This is a genomic window from Rossellomorea sp. H136, assembly GCF_056838065.1.
The window spans coordinates 4,554,601-4,570,165 of sequence record NZ_CM166371.1 but is presented as its reverse complement, the minus strand read 5'-3'; the positions used below and the strand labels follow the sequence as shown (position 1 = coordinate 4,570,165).

Here is a 15,565-nt window from a genome sequence, read left to right as displayed (position 1 = left end):
AGGGTTTTCGGAAAGAAGTCAGTATAACTAGAACTTTGGAAAGTGATGGAAAGGAGCAACAAAGGATGATTGGAGCAATTGAAGCAGGAGGAACCAAGTTTGTTTGTGGGGTAGGTGACAAGGATGGAAATATATTCGAACGTGTAACAATTCCAACGACTACTCCTGATGAAACGTTGGAACATGTCCATTCCTTTTTTCAAAATAAGAAGATTAGCGCATTAGGTGTAGGTTCTTTCGGACCGGTTGATCTTGATCGTTCAAGCTCTACCTACGGCTACATAACCAGCACACCGAAAAGGCACTGGAATCATGTGAATCTGATTGGTGAACTCAAGAAACACTTTTCTATCCCGATTGGATTTGACACGGATGTAAATGCTGCTGCTCTGGGGGAAAGTCTTTGGGGAGCTGCGAAAGGACTCGATAGTTGTATTTATATCACTGTTGGAACGGGGATTGGTGTAGGGGCATTGGTGGAAGGTAAACTTGTCCACGGCTTGACTCATCCTGAAATGGGACATATCCTTGTCCGGCGACACGTAGAAGACTCCTATCAAGGAAACTGTTCGTACCATGGTGATTGCCTTGAAGGACTTGCAGCTGGTCCTGCCATTGAGAAACGATGGGGAAGAAAAGCATATGAATTAAGTAATGAGAAGAAGGTATGGGAGATGGAAGCTTACTACCTTGCACAAGCGATCACTCAATATATTCTCATATTATCTCCAAAACGGATCATTCTTGGAGGAGGGGTAATGAAGCAGAAACAGCTGTTTCCACTCATACATACTCATGTACAATCGATCATGGGAGATTATATTCAACATGAACAAATAATGGAGAGAATAGAAGAGTATATTGTTCCCCCGAATCTGGGTGATAATGCTGGATTGGCAGGAGCAATCGGATTGGTTTCAGCCTATAACATCGAATAAAGTATGACTTTGTAAGATCGATCACTTAGAAATAAAGAGGTCGATCTTTTTTTGCGGGAATTTTCCCAAGTTTTATAGTTGGAATATATTCTATAATAATATGCAAGAAAAGAAGGAAATTCTTTTAAAAAAACTATTTTCTGAATATTGACTTATTTATATTAATTAACTATAATGAACCCATATTAATGAAACCGGTTCGATGAGTTTGATAGGGAATTCATCATATTGACTCATTTGAAGACAAAATTTGGGTTTGTAAGGATTATTTTTTTTACAAACAATGAAACCGGTTCGATAAAAGGGAGAATTGTATGACAACCATAGGTGATGTTGCAAGAGAAGCAGGTGTTTCTAAAAGTACCGTTTCTAATGTGTTTAGTAAAAAGCGTCCGATTAGTGCAGAGGTGACCAATCGGGTAATAGAGGTTGCGAATCGTTTGAATTATGTTCCGAATCATATGGCTCGCAGCTTAGCAACGAAAAAAACCATGATTATTGGTCTGAAAATGCCTACTTACGCAGAGTATGAGCTTAGTAGCTTTGAAACCAAAATTATCAATAGTGTCGTGAAAAAATGTTCAGAAAACGGCTATCGGGTTCTGTTAGATCGAATAGTGGAAGAGGACGAAATAAACTTCGCCTCCAATGATCCTGTTGATGGTGTCATCCTCTTGAATCCACTGGATGAAGACCAGAGAATCCTGAAATATAAAGTTTCTAAAACACCTTTTGTCATTATTGGAAGACCTAATGATCGAAATGGAGATACGAAATATGTAGATAATAACAACACAGAAATGGTGAAGGAGGTAGGGGAATACTTAATTGGACTGGGCCACAAGGAGATCTTATTCTTAAATGCCTCTTTACATATGACAGTTGCTGAGGATCGGAAATCAGGGTTGAAACAGGCCTATGATAATTATTCTTTACCGTTTATAGAAGAGGATGTCATCTATTATGACCCTTCACGATGCAAAGATGGTTCTCAATACGGTTATATGAGTTTACTAGAAAACTATAGAAAGAAAAAATATACGGCCATCATTGCCGATACTGACCGAGTTGCACTGGGGGTCATTAGAGCAGCAAGAGAGATTGGAATAGATATTCCGAATGATGTGTCCCTGGTTGCTTTAAGCAATAATGAGACACTCGCACACGAGATTACCCCTAAATTAACCAGTATGGAATTGCAACCAGAAAAATTGGGGGAGGAAGCAGCAAGTATTTTATTAAGTACACTCAACAATGAGTTAGCACCTAAAAATAAGATGATTCCAGCCAAGCTTGTGAAAAGAGATTCATGCATGGGAATCAATGAAAGATTTCATCAGACACTTGAAGGGAGGAGATAGGAGAAAAGGGGTATGCTCCATAAACTTCGAAATGTAAGCGTTTTAAAATGGTTGATATGACAAGGGGGAGAACAATGAAAAGAGTATTGTTATGTGTAGTTGCCACTTTATTAGTGCTAGCTGGATGTCAATCGAAAACTGGAAGTTCCTCAGAAGAAAAAATGACCGTTAATCCGCCTGATCGCGATCTCGTTGCAGAAGGTCTGCCGGCTTTTAATGAAAAGGTAGCAGATTTACCGATGACTGATTTAGAAATCTGGCTGGCTGCTGATTATGCGAACACCGCACCGATCGCTGACGCCATAGAAGAATTTAAAGAAGTGTACCCTAATATCTCGGTTAAGACCGTTGGGATTGAGTGGGGAGATATGAGTAATAAAGTAAAGCTGGCGGTTTCTAGTGGTGCTGTTCCGGATATGGCCCACGCCCATGCGTTTGCGATGGGGGCTCAAGGGTTAGCTGAGCCGCTTGATGACTTATGGGAAGAATGGGGAGCTGAGGATCAAATTGTTCCAGGCGGGATTCAGGATACAGAATGGAAAGGTGTTAAGTACGGAGTTCCCATCGATGTGAATACAACCATCTACCTGTATAATAAGAAAGTTTTTGAAGAGAACGGGATTACTGCACCACCCAAAACGTTAGATGAATTAGTTGATGTATCGAAGAAATTAACGAAAAAAGATGGTTCTCGATATGGAATTGTCACGAGTGCCAGTGGTTGGAGTTTCTTTGGAAATGTTATTGCAGAAGGATCAAATAACTTGAAGTTCAATGGGGATGAAGTGACAGCGAACTTGAATGATCCTAAGGTCGTGGAGACGATGGAGAAATACACTGGTCTAGCTACAGTGGATAAATCATCTCCTGTTCCACCGCCTCAACAGCGTCAAACAGACCATCCTGTCGCTATGTTCGGAACAGGAAGAGCAGTCTCCTTTATTTCAGGTCCTTGGGATATCGCCAGAATCAAAAATGAATTCCCGGATGCCTACAAAGATTTAGCGACGGCTCCTTTACCAGGTGCTGATAAAGGATCTGTTCTAGGTGGGGGAAGCTTGTTTGTTCCGAAGGGATCTAAGAATAAAATCGCTTCCTTCGAATTAATGAAATGGTTTATTTCTGATAAGTATGGTATTCGTTTAGCCAAAGAGGAAGGTCGTCATCCAGTGAAAACACATTTATATGATGATGAGTTTTATAATGATCCATTACTGAAGCCATATATTGAAACACTACAATATGCACAACCATATAAGCTTGAAGCGTTCCCGGAAGCAAACGATGCTTGGGGCAAAGCATTGCGTGCTGTGTTTGACGGTGCTGATCCACAGGAGGAATTAGATAAAGCCCAGAAAATCGCTGAAAGAGCGATCGAAAATTCGAATTAAATTGGTTAGCAAAGGGTGAGTAGGAAAAGGTATGTGTTGGAACATACCTTTTCCTTATAAGGGAGTGAAAAGGATGAAAACGGAGACTGTTCATGAATACAAATCGGTCATGAAACCGAAAAGAGATATGCATAAGCTTAAAGACCATATCGGATCTTATCTATTTGTTTTACCTGCCTTGACGTTTTTGACTTTGTTTTCGATTGTGCCCATCATCTATTTGATTTGGTTAAGCTTTCACGAGTATAGGTTGCCGAATCCCGCCATATTTAATGGGGTGGAAAATTATATTCGTATGTTTAATGATGCGTTATTTATCAAAAGTATTGGGAACACAATGATATATACCGCCGGTTCTATGGCAATTGGATTAAGCGGTGCCATTGCAGTAGCGGTTTTGTTGAATCGAAAGCTAAAAGGGATCCGATTTTTTAAAGTGTTTTATTTTTTACCTACGATTACTTCAGAAGTTATTACTGCCATGATCTTCTTGTGGGTATTCGATAATAACCTTGGAATCTTAAATTACATATTGAAAGTTTCAGGAGTAGAGTCTCCCCCTGCATGGCTGTTACAACCCACAACGGCCATGATTATTCTGATCCTCATAGGTGCATGGAGAGGGACAGCCTACAATATCCCTATATTCCTTGCAGCCCTTCAAGCGGTTCCTCAATCGTTATATGAAGCAGCCCGCATTGATGGTGCAAACTCTTGGAAGCAATTTATTCATATTACGCTGCCATCCATAATGCATATCTTAGTCTACTGTATGGTTATGTCTGTTATCGGATCCTTTCAGGTTGTAGCGGTTGTAGACATCCTGACAAATGGTGGGCCGATGGATAGTACGATGGTTGTCATTAAACATATTTGGCAGCAATCCTTTGAGTTTAACTATGTCGGATATGGTGCAGCCCTATCGTTCGTATTATTCCCATTCTTATTGGGTGTCACATGGCTTCAATTAAGACTATCATCCGGAAAGGATAAGAAATGATGAAAAAGTCGAACATGATCCGAAATGTCCTGTTGTATGTATTGCTCACGATTGTTTTGATGATCTTTTTAGGTCCCTATATATGGATGTTTATGACCTCTGTTAAAACACAGGGTGAAGTGATGTCTTGGCCTCCTAAGATTATTCCTACCGAGTTCTATTGGGAGAATTTCTTGAGAATTTGGCAGGAAACCAATTTACCAAGGGCCTTTTTTAACAGTTTTGTTGTTTCCGTGATTGCCACGTTAATAAATGTATTTCTATCATCGTTGGCTGCATTTGCCTTTGCACGTCTTCGTTTCCCGGGTAGGGATAGACTATTTATGCTGGTGCTGGCAACGATGATGATCCCGACTGGACTGATGGTTGTCCCATTGTTCTTTATGATGAAAAATGTTCCATTTGCGGGTCCTGATGGATTGTTGGATTCATATGCCGGACTCATTCTCCCTTTCGCGGTGACGGGGTTTGCCATTTTCCTCATGAGGCAGAATTTCCTTTCGATTCCACGGGAATTGGATGAGCAAGCTACCATTGATGGGTGTTCTAAATTTCAAATTTATTGGAAGATCATCCTTCCGTTGAATAAACCTGCGATCGCGTTGGTTACGATTTTCAGCTTCCTAAGTCACTGGAACGAATATCTATGGCCGTTAACGATTGCCAGGTCCCAGGAAATGTATACAATCCAAATTGCCTTAAAGGCATTTCAAGGTCAATACAATATCGATTGGCCGTTAATTATGGCGGGAGCAACGACGGCTGCACTTCCAATGATCATCTTGTACTTTATCCTTCAACCGTTATTTGAACAAGGGTTAGGTGGCCTGGGATCAGGAGGGAAAGAGACTTGAGTAGGGATGAAACATTGAAGCTGACTAAAACCATTGATCATTCCAGTCAAGGTGAATATATTACTTTGCCCTTTACGATTGTCGATGATGTTGAGGAAGTCAAGATTGAGTTGGACTTCACCGATAGAGAAACCAATGTCATCGATTTGGGAGTTGAAGATCCAAATGGGTTTAGAGGATGGAGCGGCGGGGCACGAAAGGGAATTTTCTTGCGTGAAGATCGTGCGACTCCAGGCTATAACCTAGGGGACTTACCTGAAGGCAGGTGGGGTGTCATCTTAAATGCCTATCGGGTTCCCAACAAATGTACAGTCTCAGTCAACGTGACTTGTATCCGTAGTAAGAGGAGATGGTATAAAGGAGATTTGCATCTCCATACCAATCATAGTGATGGGGCTTATACGGTTTCAGAGGTTGTTGAGAACGTCAGGTCTGCGGGTTTAGAATTTCTTGCTTTAACGGACCATAATACGTTCAGTCAGAATATTCAGTACCCAGTAGTGGAAGATATCGCGATTATCCCCGGGGTGGAACTGACGACGAACAAAGGTCATGCCAACTTTTATGGTGTGCATCAGCCTTTCCTGGATTTCCGTTGCCGTTCAAAGGAGGATGTACAGGAAAAAATGGATGAAGGATTAAGCAACGGTTCCCTTTACTCCATTAATCATCCCCATTGTCAGTACTGCCCTTGGGAGTGGGGGTTGGAACAGTTTGATATAAGCATGGTAGAAATCTGGAATGGTCCTTGGAGTGAAGCTAATCAAAAAACATTAGATTGGTGGGATTCCCAGCTTAAACAAGGTAAAAGGGTGGTGGCGATAGGGGGAAGTGATACGCACCGGGAACATGAGAGGATAAAATATGGTGTCCCTACGACTTGGTTAAATGCCTGGCGTCATAGCCCTGGTAAGTTAGTGGAGGCCATGAAGTCAGGAAAGGCGTGTGTAACGAGGACGCCTGAATCTCCTTGGATTGATATCAAAATGATGGACACTTGTATGGGGGAAAGTTACCCAAGGACAGATAATCTCAACGACGTTCCATTAGAGGTGGAATTCAAAGACAAAGTTGAAGGAATCATTAGAGTGATAACTAATCAAGGGACTGTTATCAACGAGATGATTAATTCCAAGAAAGTCTACTATTCTAAAGGTATTCCTAACGTCAGTAAGTATATTAGAGTCGAGCTTTGGGACGTAAACTCGGAAGAACCGATTGTGATCAGTAATCCGATTTACTTTGACTAGTTTCGAAAGTAACCAGATTAGAAGGGGGAACGACCTCGTGAACTATCACACATTAAAGGCTGTTATTGAACAAAAGTATGTGGAGAAAAGCTGTTCGCGATTAATAATGGGGACAGCTCACTTATATGAATATGAGAGCAAGGAGCAAGCTTTTTCCATATTGGATGAGTATGTAGCCTTAGACGGCAATATGTTCGACACTGCTCATCAATATATTGAAAGTGAGTCTATATTAGGAGAATGGCTGGAGAAGAGCGGGAAGAGAAATAAGCTCTTTATCATGACAAAAGGTGCCCATCCGGATGATGGGGAACCTGGTCCGCGTTTACATCCTAAAGCAATAAATAATGATCTCATGGAAAGTCTCGAACGTCTTCGGACAGATTACATCGATTTTTATGCGCTGCATCGAGATGATGAAACGGTTGAGGTGGGCGAGATAATTGAAGCTTTAAATGAACATCTTAATGCTGGACTCATTCATGCGATTGGTGCCTCGAATTGGACTCATCTGCGCATACAGGAAGCGAATGAGTATGCCGCTGAACATGGATTGATCGGGTTTACCTTCAACAGCCCGAATCTGAGCCTGGCAAAGTGCAATGAGCCAAGATGGCCTGGTTGTGTGTCAGTGAATGATGACATGCTTGATTGGCATATCGGCACGCAGATGCCACTTTTTTCATGGTCTTCTCAAGCAGGCGGATTCTTTAGCGGTCGATTCTCCCCGGACGTTCAAGACAACGAAGAAATGGTGCGAGTCTACTATCATGAAGGGAACTGGGAACGCTACAAGCGTGCACAGAACCTGGCAGAGTTAAAGGGGTGTACCCCTATTCAAATCGCTCTGGCCTATGTACTCAATCAACCGTTCTTAGCGGGTGCGATCATCGGTCCTCAAACAAAGGAAGAACTGACATCTTCCGTAGTAGGTTCTAAGATAACCCTTACTTCTAAGGAAATGAACTGGTTAAATCTCAGGGGAAAAGAAGATGTACTGGAAAACATCTGATGTAAGAAGCATGGACGGAAGGAGAGGGAAACCCATGAAGCATAAATTTGCAGCTCAATTGTATACCTTAAGAAACGAAATAAACTTAGACTTTCCAGGGGTGTTATGGAAATTAAAAGATATGGGGTGGGAAGCTGTACAAATCGATGGTTTATTTGGCTATTCAGCACAAGAAATTGCCCGTGTCATGAAGCAGGCAGGACTTGAGACAGCGGGCATGCATGTGCCGCTAGATCGATTAAAGAATGAATTTGACCAGGTGCTCGAGGAAGCCAGGATCTTTGAAACAAGTGATATCATCTGCCCATATTTAGATGAAAAGATGAGAAATGCTGAAGGGTATATTCAGGCGAAGAAAGAACTGATTCAAATTTCCCGGAAGGCTTCCCCTCTAGGCTTTCATATTGGCTATCATAATCACGATTTCGAATTCATGACGTCGGTCGATGGTGTAACTGCGCTGGATTATATTCTTGCCCCTGAAGATGGGGTCCGTATTTTCCCGGAAATTGATACCTATTGGGTGAAGAAAGCAGGCTTAGACCCCCTTACCTATATCCAGCAATGTACATCTCGCATGCCAATTGTGCACCTTAAGGATATGAGTGCCGATAATTATGAAGATTTTGTTGAAATCGGTGAAGGGTGTATCGATTTTCTTCCTATCCTTAACTGGGGTGAACAAAACGGTGTTCAGTGGTATGCGGTAGAACAGGATGAGTGTTCAGGAAATCCACTGGACAGTCTTGAATTAAGCCTGAAGAATTTAATGAATATGACATCCAACCACTTGACCAATTAAGAAATGACTAGAGGTGAATCGACATGAAGGATATCGAAGTGGTGCATGTAATTTTCAAGACCCATTTAGATCTTGGATTTACGGACCTTGAAGAGAATGTAACCAATCAATACATGAGTTCCTATATACCAAAGGCCATACAGTTAAGCGAAGAGCTTGCAAAAGAGGGGGGAGAAGCCCAGTTTGTCTGGACGACGGGCTCCTGGCTCATTCATGAATATTTAAAAAGAGCCGATGAACAACAGGCAAAGAAAATGGAAGAAGCCATTCATAAAGGATATGTCTCCTGGCATGGTTTACCCTTTACAACCCATACAGAATTGATGGATCGACGCCTCCTTGAACATGCATTGTCCATTTCAAAGAATCTAGATGAGAGATTCGGGAAACATACCATTTCTTCGAAAATGACCGACGTTCCTGGACATACGAATGCGATGGTTTCTTCTTTAGCTGAAAACGGAATTGAATATTTGCATTTAGGGGTGAACCCGGCATCAAAAGTGCCGAACGTCCCAAATCTATTTCGTTGGCGAGGAAGCGATGGAACAGAAGTGATAGTCAATTATGCTGATAACTATGGTGATGTCCTCAAGATTGACGGGATAAATGAAGTCATGGTATTCGCTCATACCGGTGATAATTGCGGGCCACCTTCCATAGAAGAGATCAAACATGAGTTTCACCAACTGGCCAAGAAATTTCCAAATGCCAAGATTAAAGCATCGACCATGGATGAATTTGCAGTGAAACTTAGAGCCATTAAACATAGATTACCGATTGTCCTTGAGGAGATCGGGGACACGTGGATCCATGGCACCGGCACAGATCCAAAGAAAATATCACACTACCGTGAACTGCTGAGACTACGAAACAAATGGCTCGATCAAGGAAGAATGCGAGAAAACAGTAAGGAATATAAAGGATTTTCCGATACATTATTGTTAATTCCTGAACATACATGGGGGCTAGATGAAAAGAAGTACCTAAATGATTACAAGAATTACTCGAAACAGGATTTCCAAAGGGCTCGAAAACAAAACCGCATCTCAAAGGATGCGGTGCCTGACAAATATAGCTACATAGGATCATTTGCGATGCATGAATTTGATGGCATGTCAGAGCAATTATTTTCAACCACCTGGGAGGAAAGAAGTTACCGCTTCTTTGAGCGTTCATGGAACGAACAACGAGCCTATTTACAAAAAGCGGTTGCCTGTCTTTCAGAGGATAAACAGAAAGAAGTCGAAGAGGCATTTCATTCCCTTACTCCCGATCGATTAGAAGGAATGGAAGGAGATCCACTCGATTTAGACTCTCTCTATAAGTTTGGTGCATTTGAGGCGGCATTTTCCGGGGATGGTTCGATTTCTAAATTAGTGGACGCTTCCGGCAAGGAATGGGCGGACCAGTATCACCCATTAGGGGTCATTACGTATGAAACGTTTGGTGTTGAAAACTATCACACATGGTTTCAGCAATATGTCGTCAATATTGGGCAAACGTATCGTTGGTCTGAAGCGGATCAAGGAAAACCTGGAATCGAGCTAGTCAACCCCATGCCAAAACAAGAAAAGTATAAACCCAAAGTGGAATCGATTCGGAAAGTGACGCATAAAGAAGCAGATCACGTGCAAGTAAGGTTGAAATTGCCTAATCAAGCGGTTGAATATTTTGGAGCTCCAAGAGTGATAGAACTCTTGTATCTGTTTAGTAAAACCGACTCGACTATCGAGATTGAATTGAATTGGTTTGATAAGGATGCGAACCGATTACCAGAGGCCATTTGGTTTTCGTTTATCCCAATGGTTGATAATCATAACTTATGGAAAATGGACAAAATCGGAGAGTGGGTTTCACCTTTGGAAGTCGTGAAAAATGGAAATCGTAATCTTCATGCCGTACAAACAGGGGTAGCCTATCATGGGGCGGACGGTGAGGCTGTGATTGAAAGCAAGGATGCCCCCTTGGTGTCACCGGGCAAACCAAGATTGCTTGAGCTTGATAATACGTTTTCTTCTCTTGAAGGAGGATTTCACTTCAATTTATACAATAACGTTTGGGGAACAAATTTTCCAATGTGGTACGAAGAAGATGCCAAGTTTAGATTCTCAATCAAACTGTAGTTTTACCAGTCTATTAATCTAACCACTTTTTAAAGGGGGAAAGTCCATATGAGTAAAACAAAACTAACGATTGGAATCATCGGTGCGGGAAGAATCGGAAAATTACATGCTGAAAACCTGGTTCATCATCCTAACGTAAACCTTAAAATCGTTTCTGATATTCAGTCGGAAACACTCTTTGATTGGGCGGCCTCTATTGGAGTCCCGAAAATAACGAGTGATTATAAGGAAGTGTTGGAGGATGCTGAGATCGATGCGGTGTTTATTTGTTCACCTACGAATACACATACGAGCATCATTAGGGAGGCAGCCAAAGCGAAAAAACATATTTTCTGTGAGAAACCGATCAGCTTTGATATAGAAGATTCAGAGAAAGCGCTAAAGGTTGTCCATGAGGAAGGTGTTTCCCTTCAAGTCGGGTTCAATCGCAGGTTTGACCATAACTTTAAAAAGGCTTTCGAGCTTGTTCAAGAGGGCTCTATTGGTACACCTCATATTGTGAAAATCACCTCACGTGATCCAAGCCCGCCCTCTGAACAATACATCAAATCTTCTGGCGGGATGTTCATGGATATGAGCATTCATGATTTTGATATGGCCAGATATGTGTGCGGCAGTGAGGTAACGGAAGTGTTCGTACATGGAGTAAGCCTGATCGACCCGGTCTTTTCTGAGAATGGCGACATCGATACAGCGATCATCTCCTTGAAGTTTGCCAATGGAGCAATCGGAGTCATCGATAACAGCCGGAAGGCCGTGTATGGGTATGATCAACGATTAGAAGTGTTTGGTTCAAAAGGGTCTGTCACTGTAAACAATGATCACCCGACGACAGTGGAGGTAAGCACTGAAACAGGTGTTTATCGGGATAAACCGAAATATTTCTTCCTCGAACGCTATAAAGACTCCTATATAGATGAAATCAATTCCTTCATACAATCGATCTGTCATGAAAGGCCTATTATCTGCGATGGAAATGATGGGCTGCAAGCGGAACGGATTGCTCGGGCAGCCAGGGAATCATTTGTAACTGGGCATGCTGTGAAGCTGGAGTCATTAAATAAGTCAGCCAGACCATTTTCTTTAGGTTAGGAACAAATTGTAGAGACTGTAAGAATAATTGCTTATGAAACCTTCAGGAGGTGTATTGTCATGAAAACGATTCGATTAACCATGGCGCAGGCGTTAATTAAATTCCTGGATCAACAGTATATCGAGATGGATCATTCCGAAAATAAATTCTTTAAAGGTGTGTTTGGCATCTTTGGCCATGGCAATGTGACGGGGATAGGTGAAGCGTTAGAACAAGAGAGTCACGAGTTGACCTTTATTCAGGGGAAGAATGAGCAAGGGATGGTTCATGCTGCTACAGCTTTTGCCAAGCAGAAAAATAGGTTGGAAACCTTTGCTTGCACAACCTCTATCGGTCCTGGTGCATTGAATATGGTCACAGCAGCCGGGACTGCGACTGCCAACCGCATCCCCGTTTTACTACTACCGGGCGATACCTTCTCCTGCCGGCAGCCGGATCCCGTCCTACAGCAGATTGAAAACCCGATGGACTACACGGTTTCAGCGAATGATGCCTTCAAAGCTGTAAGTAAATATTGGGATCGCATTACGCGGCCAGAACAACTGATGACCGCAGCTATACATGCCATGCGTGTCCTGACAGATCCGGCAGAAACGGGAGCTGTAACCCTTTGTTTACCACAGGATGTTCAAAGTGAAGCCTATGATTATCCCATTGAGTTCTTTAATAAAAGGGTCCACTTTATAGAACGTAAGCCCTCGCCATCTTCAGCAATCCAGCGGGCAGCCAATTTGATAAGATCGAAAAAGAATCCGATCATCATCTCCGGAGGCGGTGTTCATTACTCATTTGCAACCCAAGAGTTGATCAGGTTCGCAGAGCATTTCCACATCCCTGTTGCTGAAACACAAGCCGGGAAAAGCTCCCTTCCTTGGAATCACCCTTTAAATGTCGGGGCGATTGGTGTAACAGGTTCATCTTCAGCTAATCGATTAGCCAAAGAGGCTGATTTGGTCATTGCCATCGGTACTAGATTAGGGGACTTTGCAACCGCCTCGAAGCAAGCCTTTCAGCAACCTGGTGTCGAACTACTCAGCATTAATGTCAATCCAATGGATGCCATGAAGATGAATGGTATGTCCATTGTGGCAGATGCAAAGGAAGCCTTGACATCGTTAAAGAATGAATTATCAAAGTTGTCCTATCAATCCCATCATGATATGGAACGAATTTCTTCCTTGAACTTGGAGTGGAAAATTGAGGTAGATCGATTATTTGCGGAGGAGCATCCTGACGGTTTGTCCCAGTCAAGAGTGATCGGTGAGTTAAATGAACTGGTTGGTCAAGAATCGGTGATTGTTGGTGCTGCAGGCAGCCTCCCAGGAGACCTGCATCGTGTATGGAGAAGCCATTCTCCAAAGGATTATCACCTGGAGTATGGTTTTTCCTGTATGGGTTACGAAGTTTCCGGGGCATTCGGGGTAAAGCTTGCCGAACCAACGAAAGAAGTTTATGCCATGTGCGGGGATGGGAGTTTCTTGATGCTGCATTCAGAACTCCTGACTAGCATTCAGGAAGGGAAAAAAATAAACGTATTATTATTTAATAACCATGGATATCAATGTATCCATAATTTGCAGCGTGGACACGGAAGCGACGGTTATGGAAATGAATTCAGATATCGTTCTCTTGATTCGGGTCAATTAACTGGACAGTATATGCCGATTGACTTCTCAGCTTATGCGGGAGCACTTGGAGTGAAAACCTATTCTGTCTCGACAATTGAAGAACTCCAAGTTGCGGTAAGCAAGGCGAAAAATGAAACCACTTCGACCCTTATTCATATGAACGTCGTCCCAGGTACCAATACAGATGGGTATGATTCATGGTGGAGAGTGGATGTAGCGGAGGTTTCAAAAAGTAAAAAAGTAACAAAGGCTCATAAAGAAATGAAAGCGAATACTGAGCTTGCCAAAAAATACTGATGGAATGCCCATTATCGAAATAAGGGGGATGGCTATATGATGGAACCTATTAAACTGGGCGTTTCTGCGATCAATTGGGCCAATGAAGATGTGCTTTCATTGGGTGATCATTATTCAGGTGATACCATCCTCTCTGAGATGGCGTCATTGGGGTATACAGGTACAGAAATGAGCAGGAAATTCCCTCAGGAAGTACCTCAATTAAAATCGTTCCTTTCAGATAAAAGGATGGAATTGGCATCTCAATGGAAGGGTGTATTGTTTTCGGATCATACAAGGCATTCAGAGGAGCTCAAGTCATTTACGGACCATGTTTTCTTCTTAAAGGAAATGGGGTGCCATACGGTTGTCACTTGTGACATAGGTGGTTCCACCCTTGGGGATCCCAGACGAGAGTCTGGTGAGAATACGGTTCTGACATGGTCTGATCAAGAGTGGGAGTCCATGATGACAGGCCTTGAGAAAGCAGGGCAGATATGTCGGAAACACGGTCTTTATCTTGTGTATCACCATCATATGGGAACAAATGTAGAGACACGGGATCAAATCGATCGTCTAATGGCTGGAACGGATCCTGAACTCGTTCATTTGTTATTTGATAGTGGGCATGCCTACTATGCTGGAGCAGATCCATTGTCTTTACTTAAATCCTATAAAGGCCGCGTCAAACATGTTCATTTAAAGGATATCCGCAAAGAAGTGTTGGATAAGGTAAGAAAAGATGGTTTGGACTTTAAAACCTCAGTTCTGGAAAATGTGTTTACAGTACCAGGGGATGGAATCATTTCGTTTAAGCCGATTCTTGAGGAGCTTCATGGAATGGATTATCACGGCTGGATGATTGTTGAAGCCGAGCAAAATCCTGATGAGAAAAACCCTTATACGCATGCCAAAATTGCCAAGCAGTATCTGGATTGTATCTGGAATGAAATTTTGGCCAAATAATCGAACTTTTTTATAGGGAGTGGAAGTTATGTCTAAGTTAATCGTTCCAAGCAACAAACCCAATGAAAGGGGGCAGGTTCTGACGATTACCCCTGAAAGTGCCGGTTGGGAATATGTCGGATTTGAAGTGTATTCCCTAAAAGAAGGGGAAGAAAAGAACTTTTCCACTGAAGAGAACGAAATCTGCGTCGTTTTATTATCAGGGAAAGCGGATGTGAAAACAGCAGAATTCATCTGGGAAAACATTGGTGAAAGAATGAGTATCTTTGAGAAAATCCCTCCTTATTCTGTGTATGTCCCTCCTGGAGACCGATTAACGATTTCAGCCAATACCCCGCTTGAATTTGCCCTTTGCAAAGCACCTGGGAAAGGGACCTACAATGCGAGGCTAATTGAACCAACCGATGTAGGGGTAGAAATACGCGGCTCAGGAAATATGGAGCGATTTATCCATAATATATTGCCTGAACAAAAAGAAGCGGATCGCTTGCTCGTTGTGGAAGTCTTTACACCAGGAGGAAATTGGTCAAGTTATCCCCCGCACAAACATGATGAAAACAATTTACCGGATGAATCCTATCTGGAAGAAACATATTATCACAGGGTGAAACCGGAAAATGGCTTTATGGTTCAGAGGGTCTATACAGATGATCGTGAACTGGACGAAACCATGACCGTGAAGAATGGCGATGCTGTGCTTGTGCCAAAAGGGTATCATCCTGTGAGTGCGCCTCCAGGCTATGAGGGATATTACTTAAATGTCATGGCGGGTCCGGTCCGAACATGGAAGTTTCAAAATGATCCCGATCACGAATGGCTCATGAAGACGAATCGTTAATTCAGTGTAGACAAAGCTTTCGAACAGATC

Annotated in this window: 13 protein-coding genes and 1 pseudogene; all 14 read left to right on the top strand. The window is 42.4% G+C overall.

Going from position 1 to position 15,565, the window contains the following annotated elements:
- Positions 1 to 65: 65 nt before the first annotated feature.
- The 14 genes and pseudogenes from ACYH0O_RS23000 to iolB all read left to right on the top strand — a co-directional run bounded on the left by ACYH0O_RS23000 (position 66) and on the right by iolB (position 15,535).
- Positions 66 to 938 carry an ROK family protein gene (locus tag ACYH0O_RS23000; protein ID WP_482630471.1) on the top strand — a complete coding sequence of 291 codons (873 nt, stop codon included), beginning with the start codon at positions 66 to 68 and terminating at the stop codon, positions 936 to 938.
- Positions 939 to 1,249: 311 nt separating this feature from the next.
- Positions 1,250 to 1,384, top strand: a pseudogene (locus ACYH0O_RS22995) (LacI family DNA-binding transcriptional regulator); the annotation flags it as partial.
- 15 nt (positions 1,385 to 1,399) lie between these two features.
- Positions 1,400 to 2,299, top strand: coding sequence for a LacI family DNA-binding transcriptional regulator (locus ACYH0O_RS22990; RefSeq protein WP_482632649.1), 900 nt, complete (start codon positions 1,400 to 1,402; stop codon positions 2,297 to 2,299).
- Between the two features lie 74 nt (positions 2,300 to 2,373).
- Entirely contained in the window at positions 2,374 to 3,690 is a 1,317-nt protein-coding gene (locus tag ACYH0O_RS22985) for an extracellular solute-binding protein (protein ID WP_482630470.1), read from the top strand.
- A 73-nt stretch (positions 3,691 to 3,763) separates the two neighbouring features.
- Entirely contained in the window at positions 3,764 to 4,690 is a 927-nt protein-coding gene (locus ACYH0O_RS22980) for a carbohydrate ABC transporter permease (RefSeq protein WP_482630469.1), read from the top strand.
- On the top strand, positions 4,687 to 5,544 hold the full coding sequence (locus ACYH0O_RS22975) for a carbohydrate ABC transporter permease (RefSeq protein ID WP_426909934.1): 858 nt from the start codon (positions 4,687 to 4,689) through the stop codon (positions 5,542 to 5,544). Before ACYH0O_RS22980 ends, ACYH0O_RS22975 begins: the two co-directional genes overlap by 4 nt.
- Positions 5,541 to 6,794 carry a CehA/McbA family metallohydrolase gene (locus ACYH0O_RS22970; protein WP_482630468.1) on the top strand — a complete coding sequence of 418 codons (1,254 nt, stop codon included), beginning with the start codon at positions 5,541 to 5,543 and terminating at the stop codon, positions 6,792 to 6,794. Before ACYH0O_RS22975 ends, ACYH0O_RS22970 begins: the two co-directional genes overlap by 4 nt.
- A 106-nt stretch (positions 6,795 to 6,900) precedes the next feature.
- On the top strand, positions 6,901 to 7,806 hold the full coding sequence (locus ACYH0O_RS22965; protein WP_482632648.1) for an aldo/keto reductase: 906 nt from the start codon (positions 6,901 to 6,903) through the stop codon (positions 7,804 to 7,806).
- Positions 7,787 to 8,608 (top strand): sugar phosphate isomerase/epimerase family protein, encoded by an 822-nt coding sequence (locus tag ACYH0O_RS22960; RefSeq protein WP_482630467.1) that lies wholly within the window; start codon positions 7,787 to 7,789, stop codon positions 8,606 to 8,608. Before ACYH0O_RS22965 ends, ACYH0O_RS22960 begins: the two co-directional genes overlap by 20 nt.
- 23 nt (positions 8,609 to 8,631) lie before the next feature.
- Positions 8,632 to 10,734, top strand: coding sequence for a DUF5054 domain-containing protein (locus ACYH0O_RS22955; protein WP_482630466.1), 2,103 nt, complete (start codon positions 8,632 to 8,634; stop codon positions 10,732 to 10,734).
- Between the two features lie 48 nt (positions 10,735 to 10,782).
- Positions 10,783 to 11,826 carry an inositol 2-dehydrogenase gene (iolG, locus tag ACYH0O_RS22950; RefSeq protein WP_482630465.1) on the top strand — a complete coding sequence of 348 codons (1,044 nt, stop codon included), beginning with the start codon at positions 10,783 to 10,785 and terminating at the stop codon, positions 11,824 to 11,826.
- Between the two features lie 60 nt (positions 11,827 to 11,886).
- Entirely contained in the window at positions 11,887 to 13,752 is a 1,866-nt protein-coding gene (iolD, locus tag ACYH0O_RS22945) for a 3D-(3,5/4)-trihydroxycyclohexane-1,2-dione acylhydrolase (decyclizing) (RefSeq protein WP_482630464.1), read from the top strand.
- Between the two features lie 36 nt (positions 13,753 to 13,788).
- Positions 13,789 to 14,697 carry a myo-inosose-2 dehydratase gene (gene iolE, locus ACYH0O_RS22940; protein WP_482630463.1) on the top strand — a complete coding sequence of 303 codons (909 nt, stop codon included), beginning with the start codon at positions 13,789 to 13,791 and terminating at the stop codon, positions 14,695 to 14,697.
- A gap of 28 nt (positions 14,698 to 14,725) precedes the next feature.
- Positions 14,726 to 15,535: a 5-deoxy-glucuronate isomerase gene (iolB, locus tag ACYH0O_RS22935; protein ID WP_482630462.1), complete on the top strand. Its 810-nt coding sequence runs from the start codon at positions 14,726 to 14,728 to the stop codon at positions 15,533 to 15,535.
- Positions 15,536 to 15,565: the final 30 nt, after the last annotated feature.

Excerpts from the sequence above, each read along its gene's own strand:
- ACYH0O_RS22990 (WP_482632649.1), top strand. The coding sequence starts at position 1,400 with ATGGCTCGCAGCTTAGCAACGAAAAAAACCATGATTATTGGTCTGAAA.
- iolD (WP_482630464.1), top strand. The coding sequence starts at position 11,887 with ATGAAAACGATTCGATTAACCATGGCGCAGGCGTTAATTAAATTCCTG.
- ACYH0O_RS23000 (WP_482630471.1), top strand. The coding sequence starts at position 66 with ATGATTGGAGCAATTGAAGCAGGAGGAACCAAGTTTGTTTGTGGGGTA.
- ACYH0O_RS22955 (WP_482630466.1), top strand. The coding sequence starts at position 8,632 with ATGAAGGATATCGAAGTGGTGCATGTAATTTTCAAGACCCATTTAGAT.
- ACYH0O_RS22975 (WP_426909934.1), top strand. The coding sequence starts at position 4,687 with ATGATGAAAAAGTCGAACATGATCCGAAATGTCCTGTTGTATGTATTG.
- iolE (WP_482630463.1), top strand. The coding sequence starts at position 13,789 with ATGATGGAACCTATTAAACTGGGCGTTTCTGCGATCAATTGGGCCAAT.
- iolG (WP_482630465.1), top strand. The coding sequence starts at position 10,783 with ATGAGTAAAACAAAACTAACGATTGGAATCATCGGTGCGGGAAGAATC.
- ACYH0O_RS22960 (WP_482630467.1), top strand. The coding sequence starts at position 7,787 with ATGTACTGGAAAACATCTGATGTAAGAAGCATGGACGGAAGGAGAGGG.
- ACYH0O_RS22980 (WP_482630469.1), top strand. The coding sequence starts at position 3,764 with ATGAAAACGGAGACTGTTCATGAATACAAATCGGTCATGAAACCGAAA.
- iolB (WP_482630462.1), top strand. The coding sequence starts at position 14,726 with ATGTCTAAGTTAATCGTTCCAAGCAACAAACCCAATGAAAGGGGGCAG.
- ACYH0O_RS22985 (WP_482630470.1), top strand. The coding sequence starts at position 2,374 with ATGAAAAGAGTATTGTTATGTGTAGTTGCCACTTTATTAGTGCTAGCT.
- ACYH0O_RS22965 (WP_482632648.1), top strand. The coding sequence starts at position 6,901 with ATGGGGACAGCTCACTTATATGAATATGAGAGCAAGGAGCAAGCTTTT.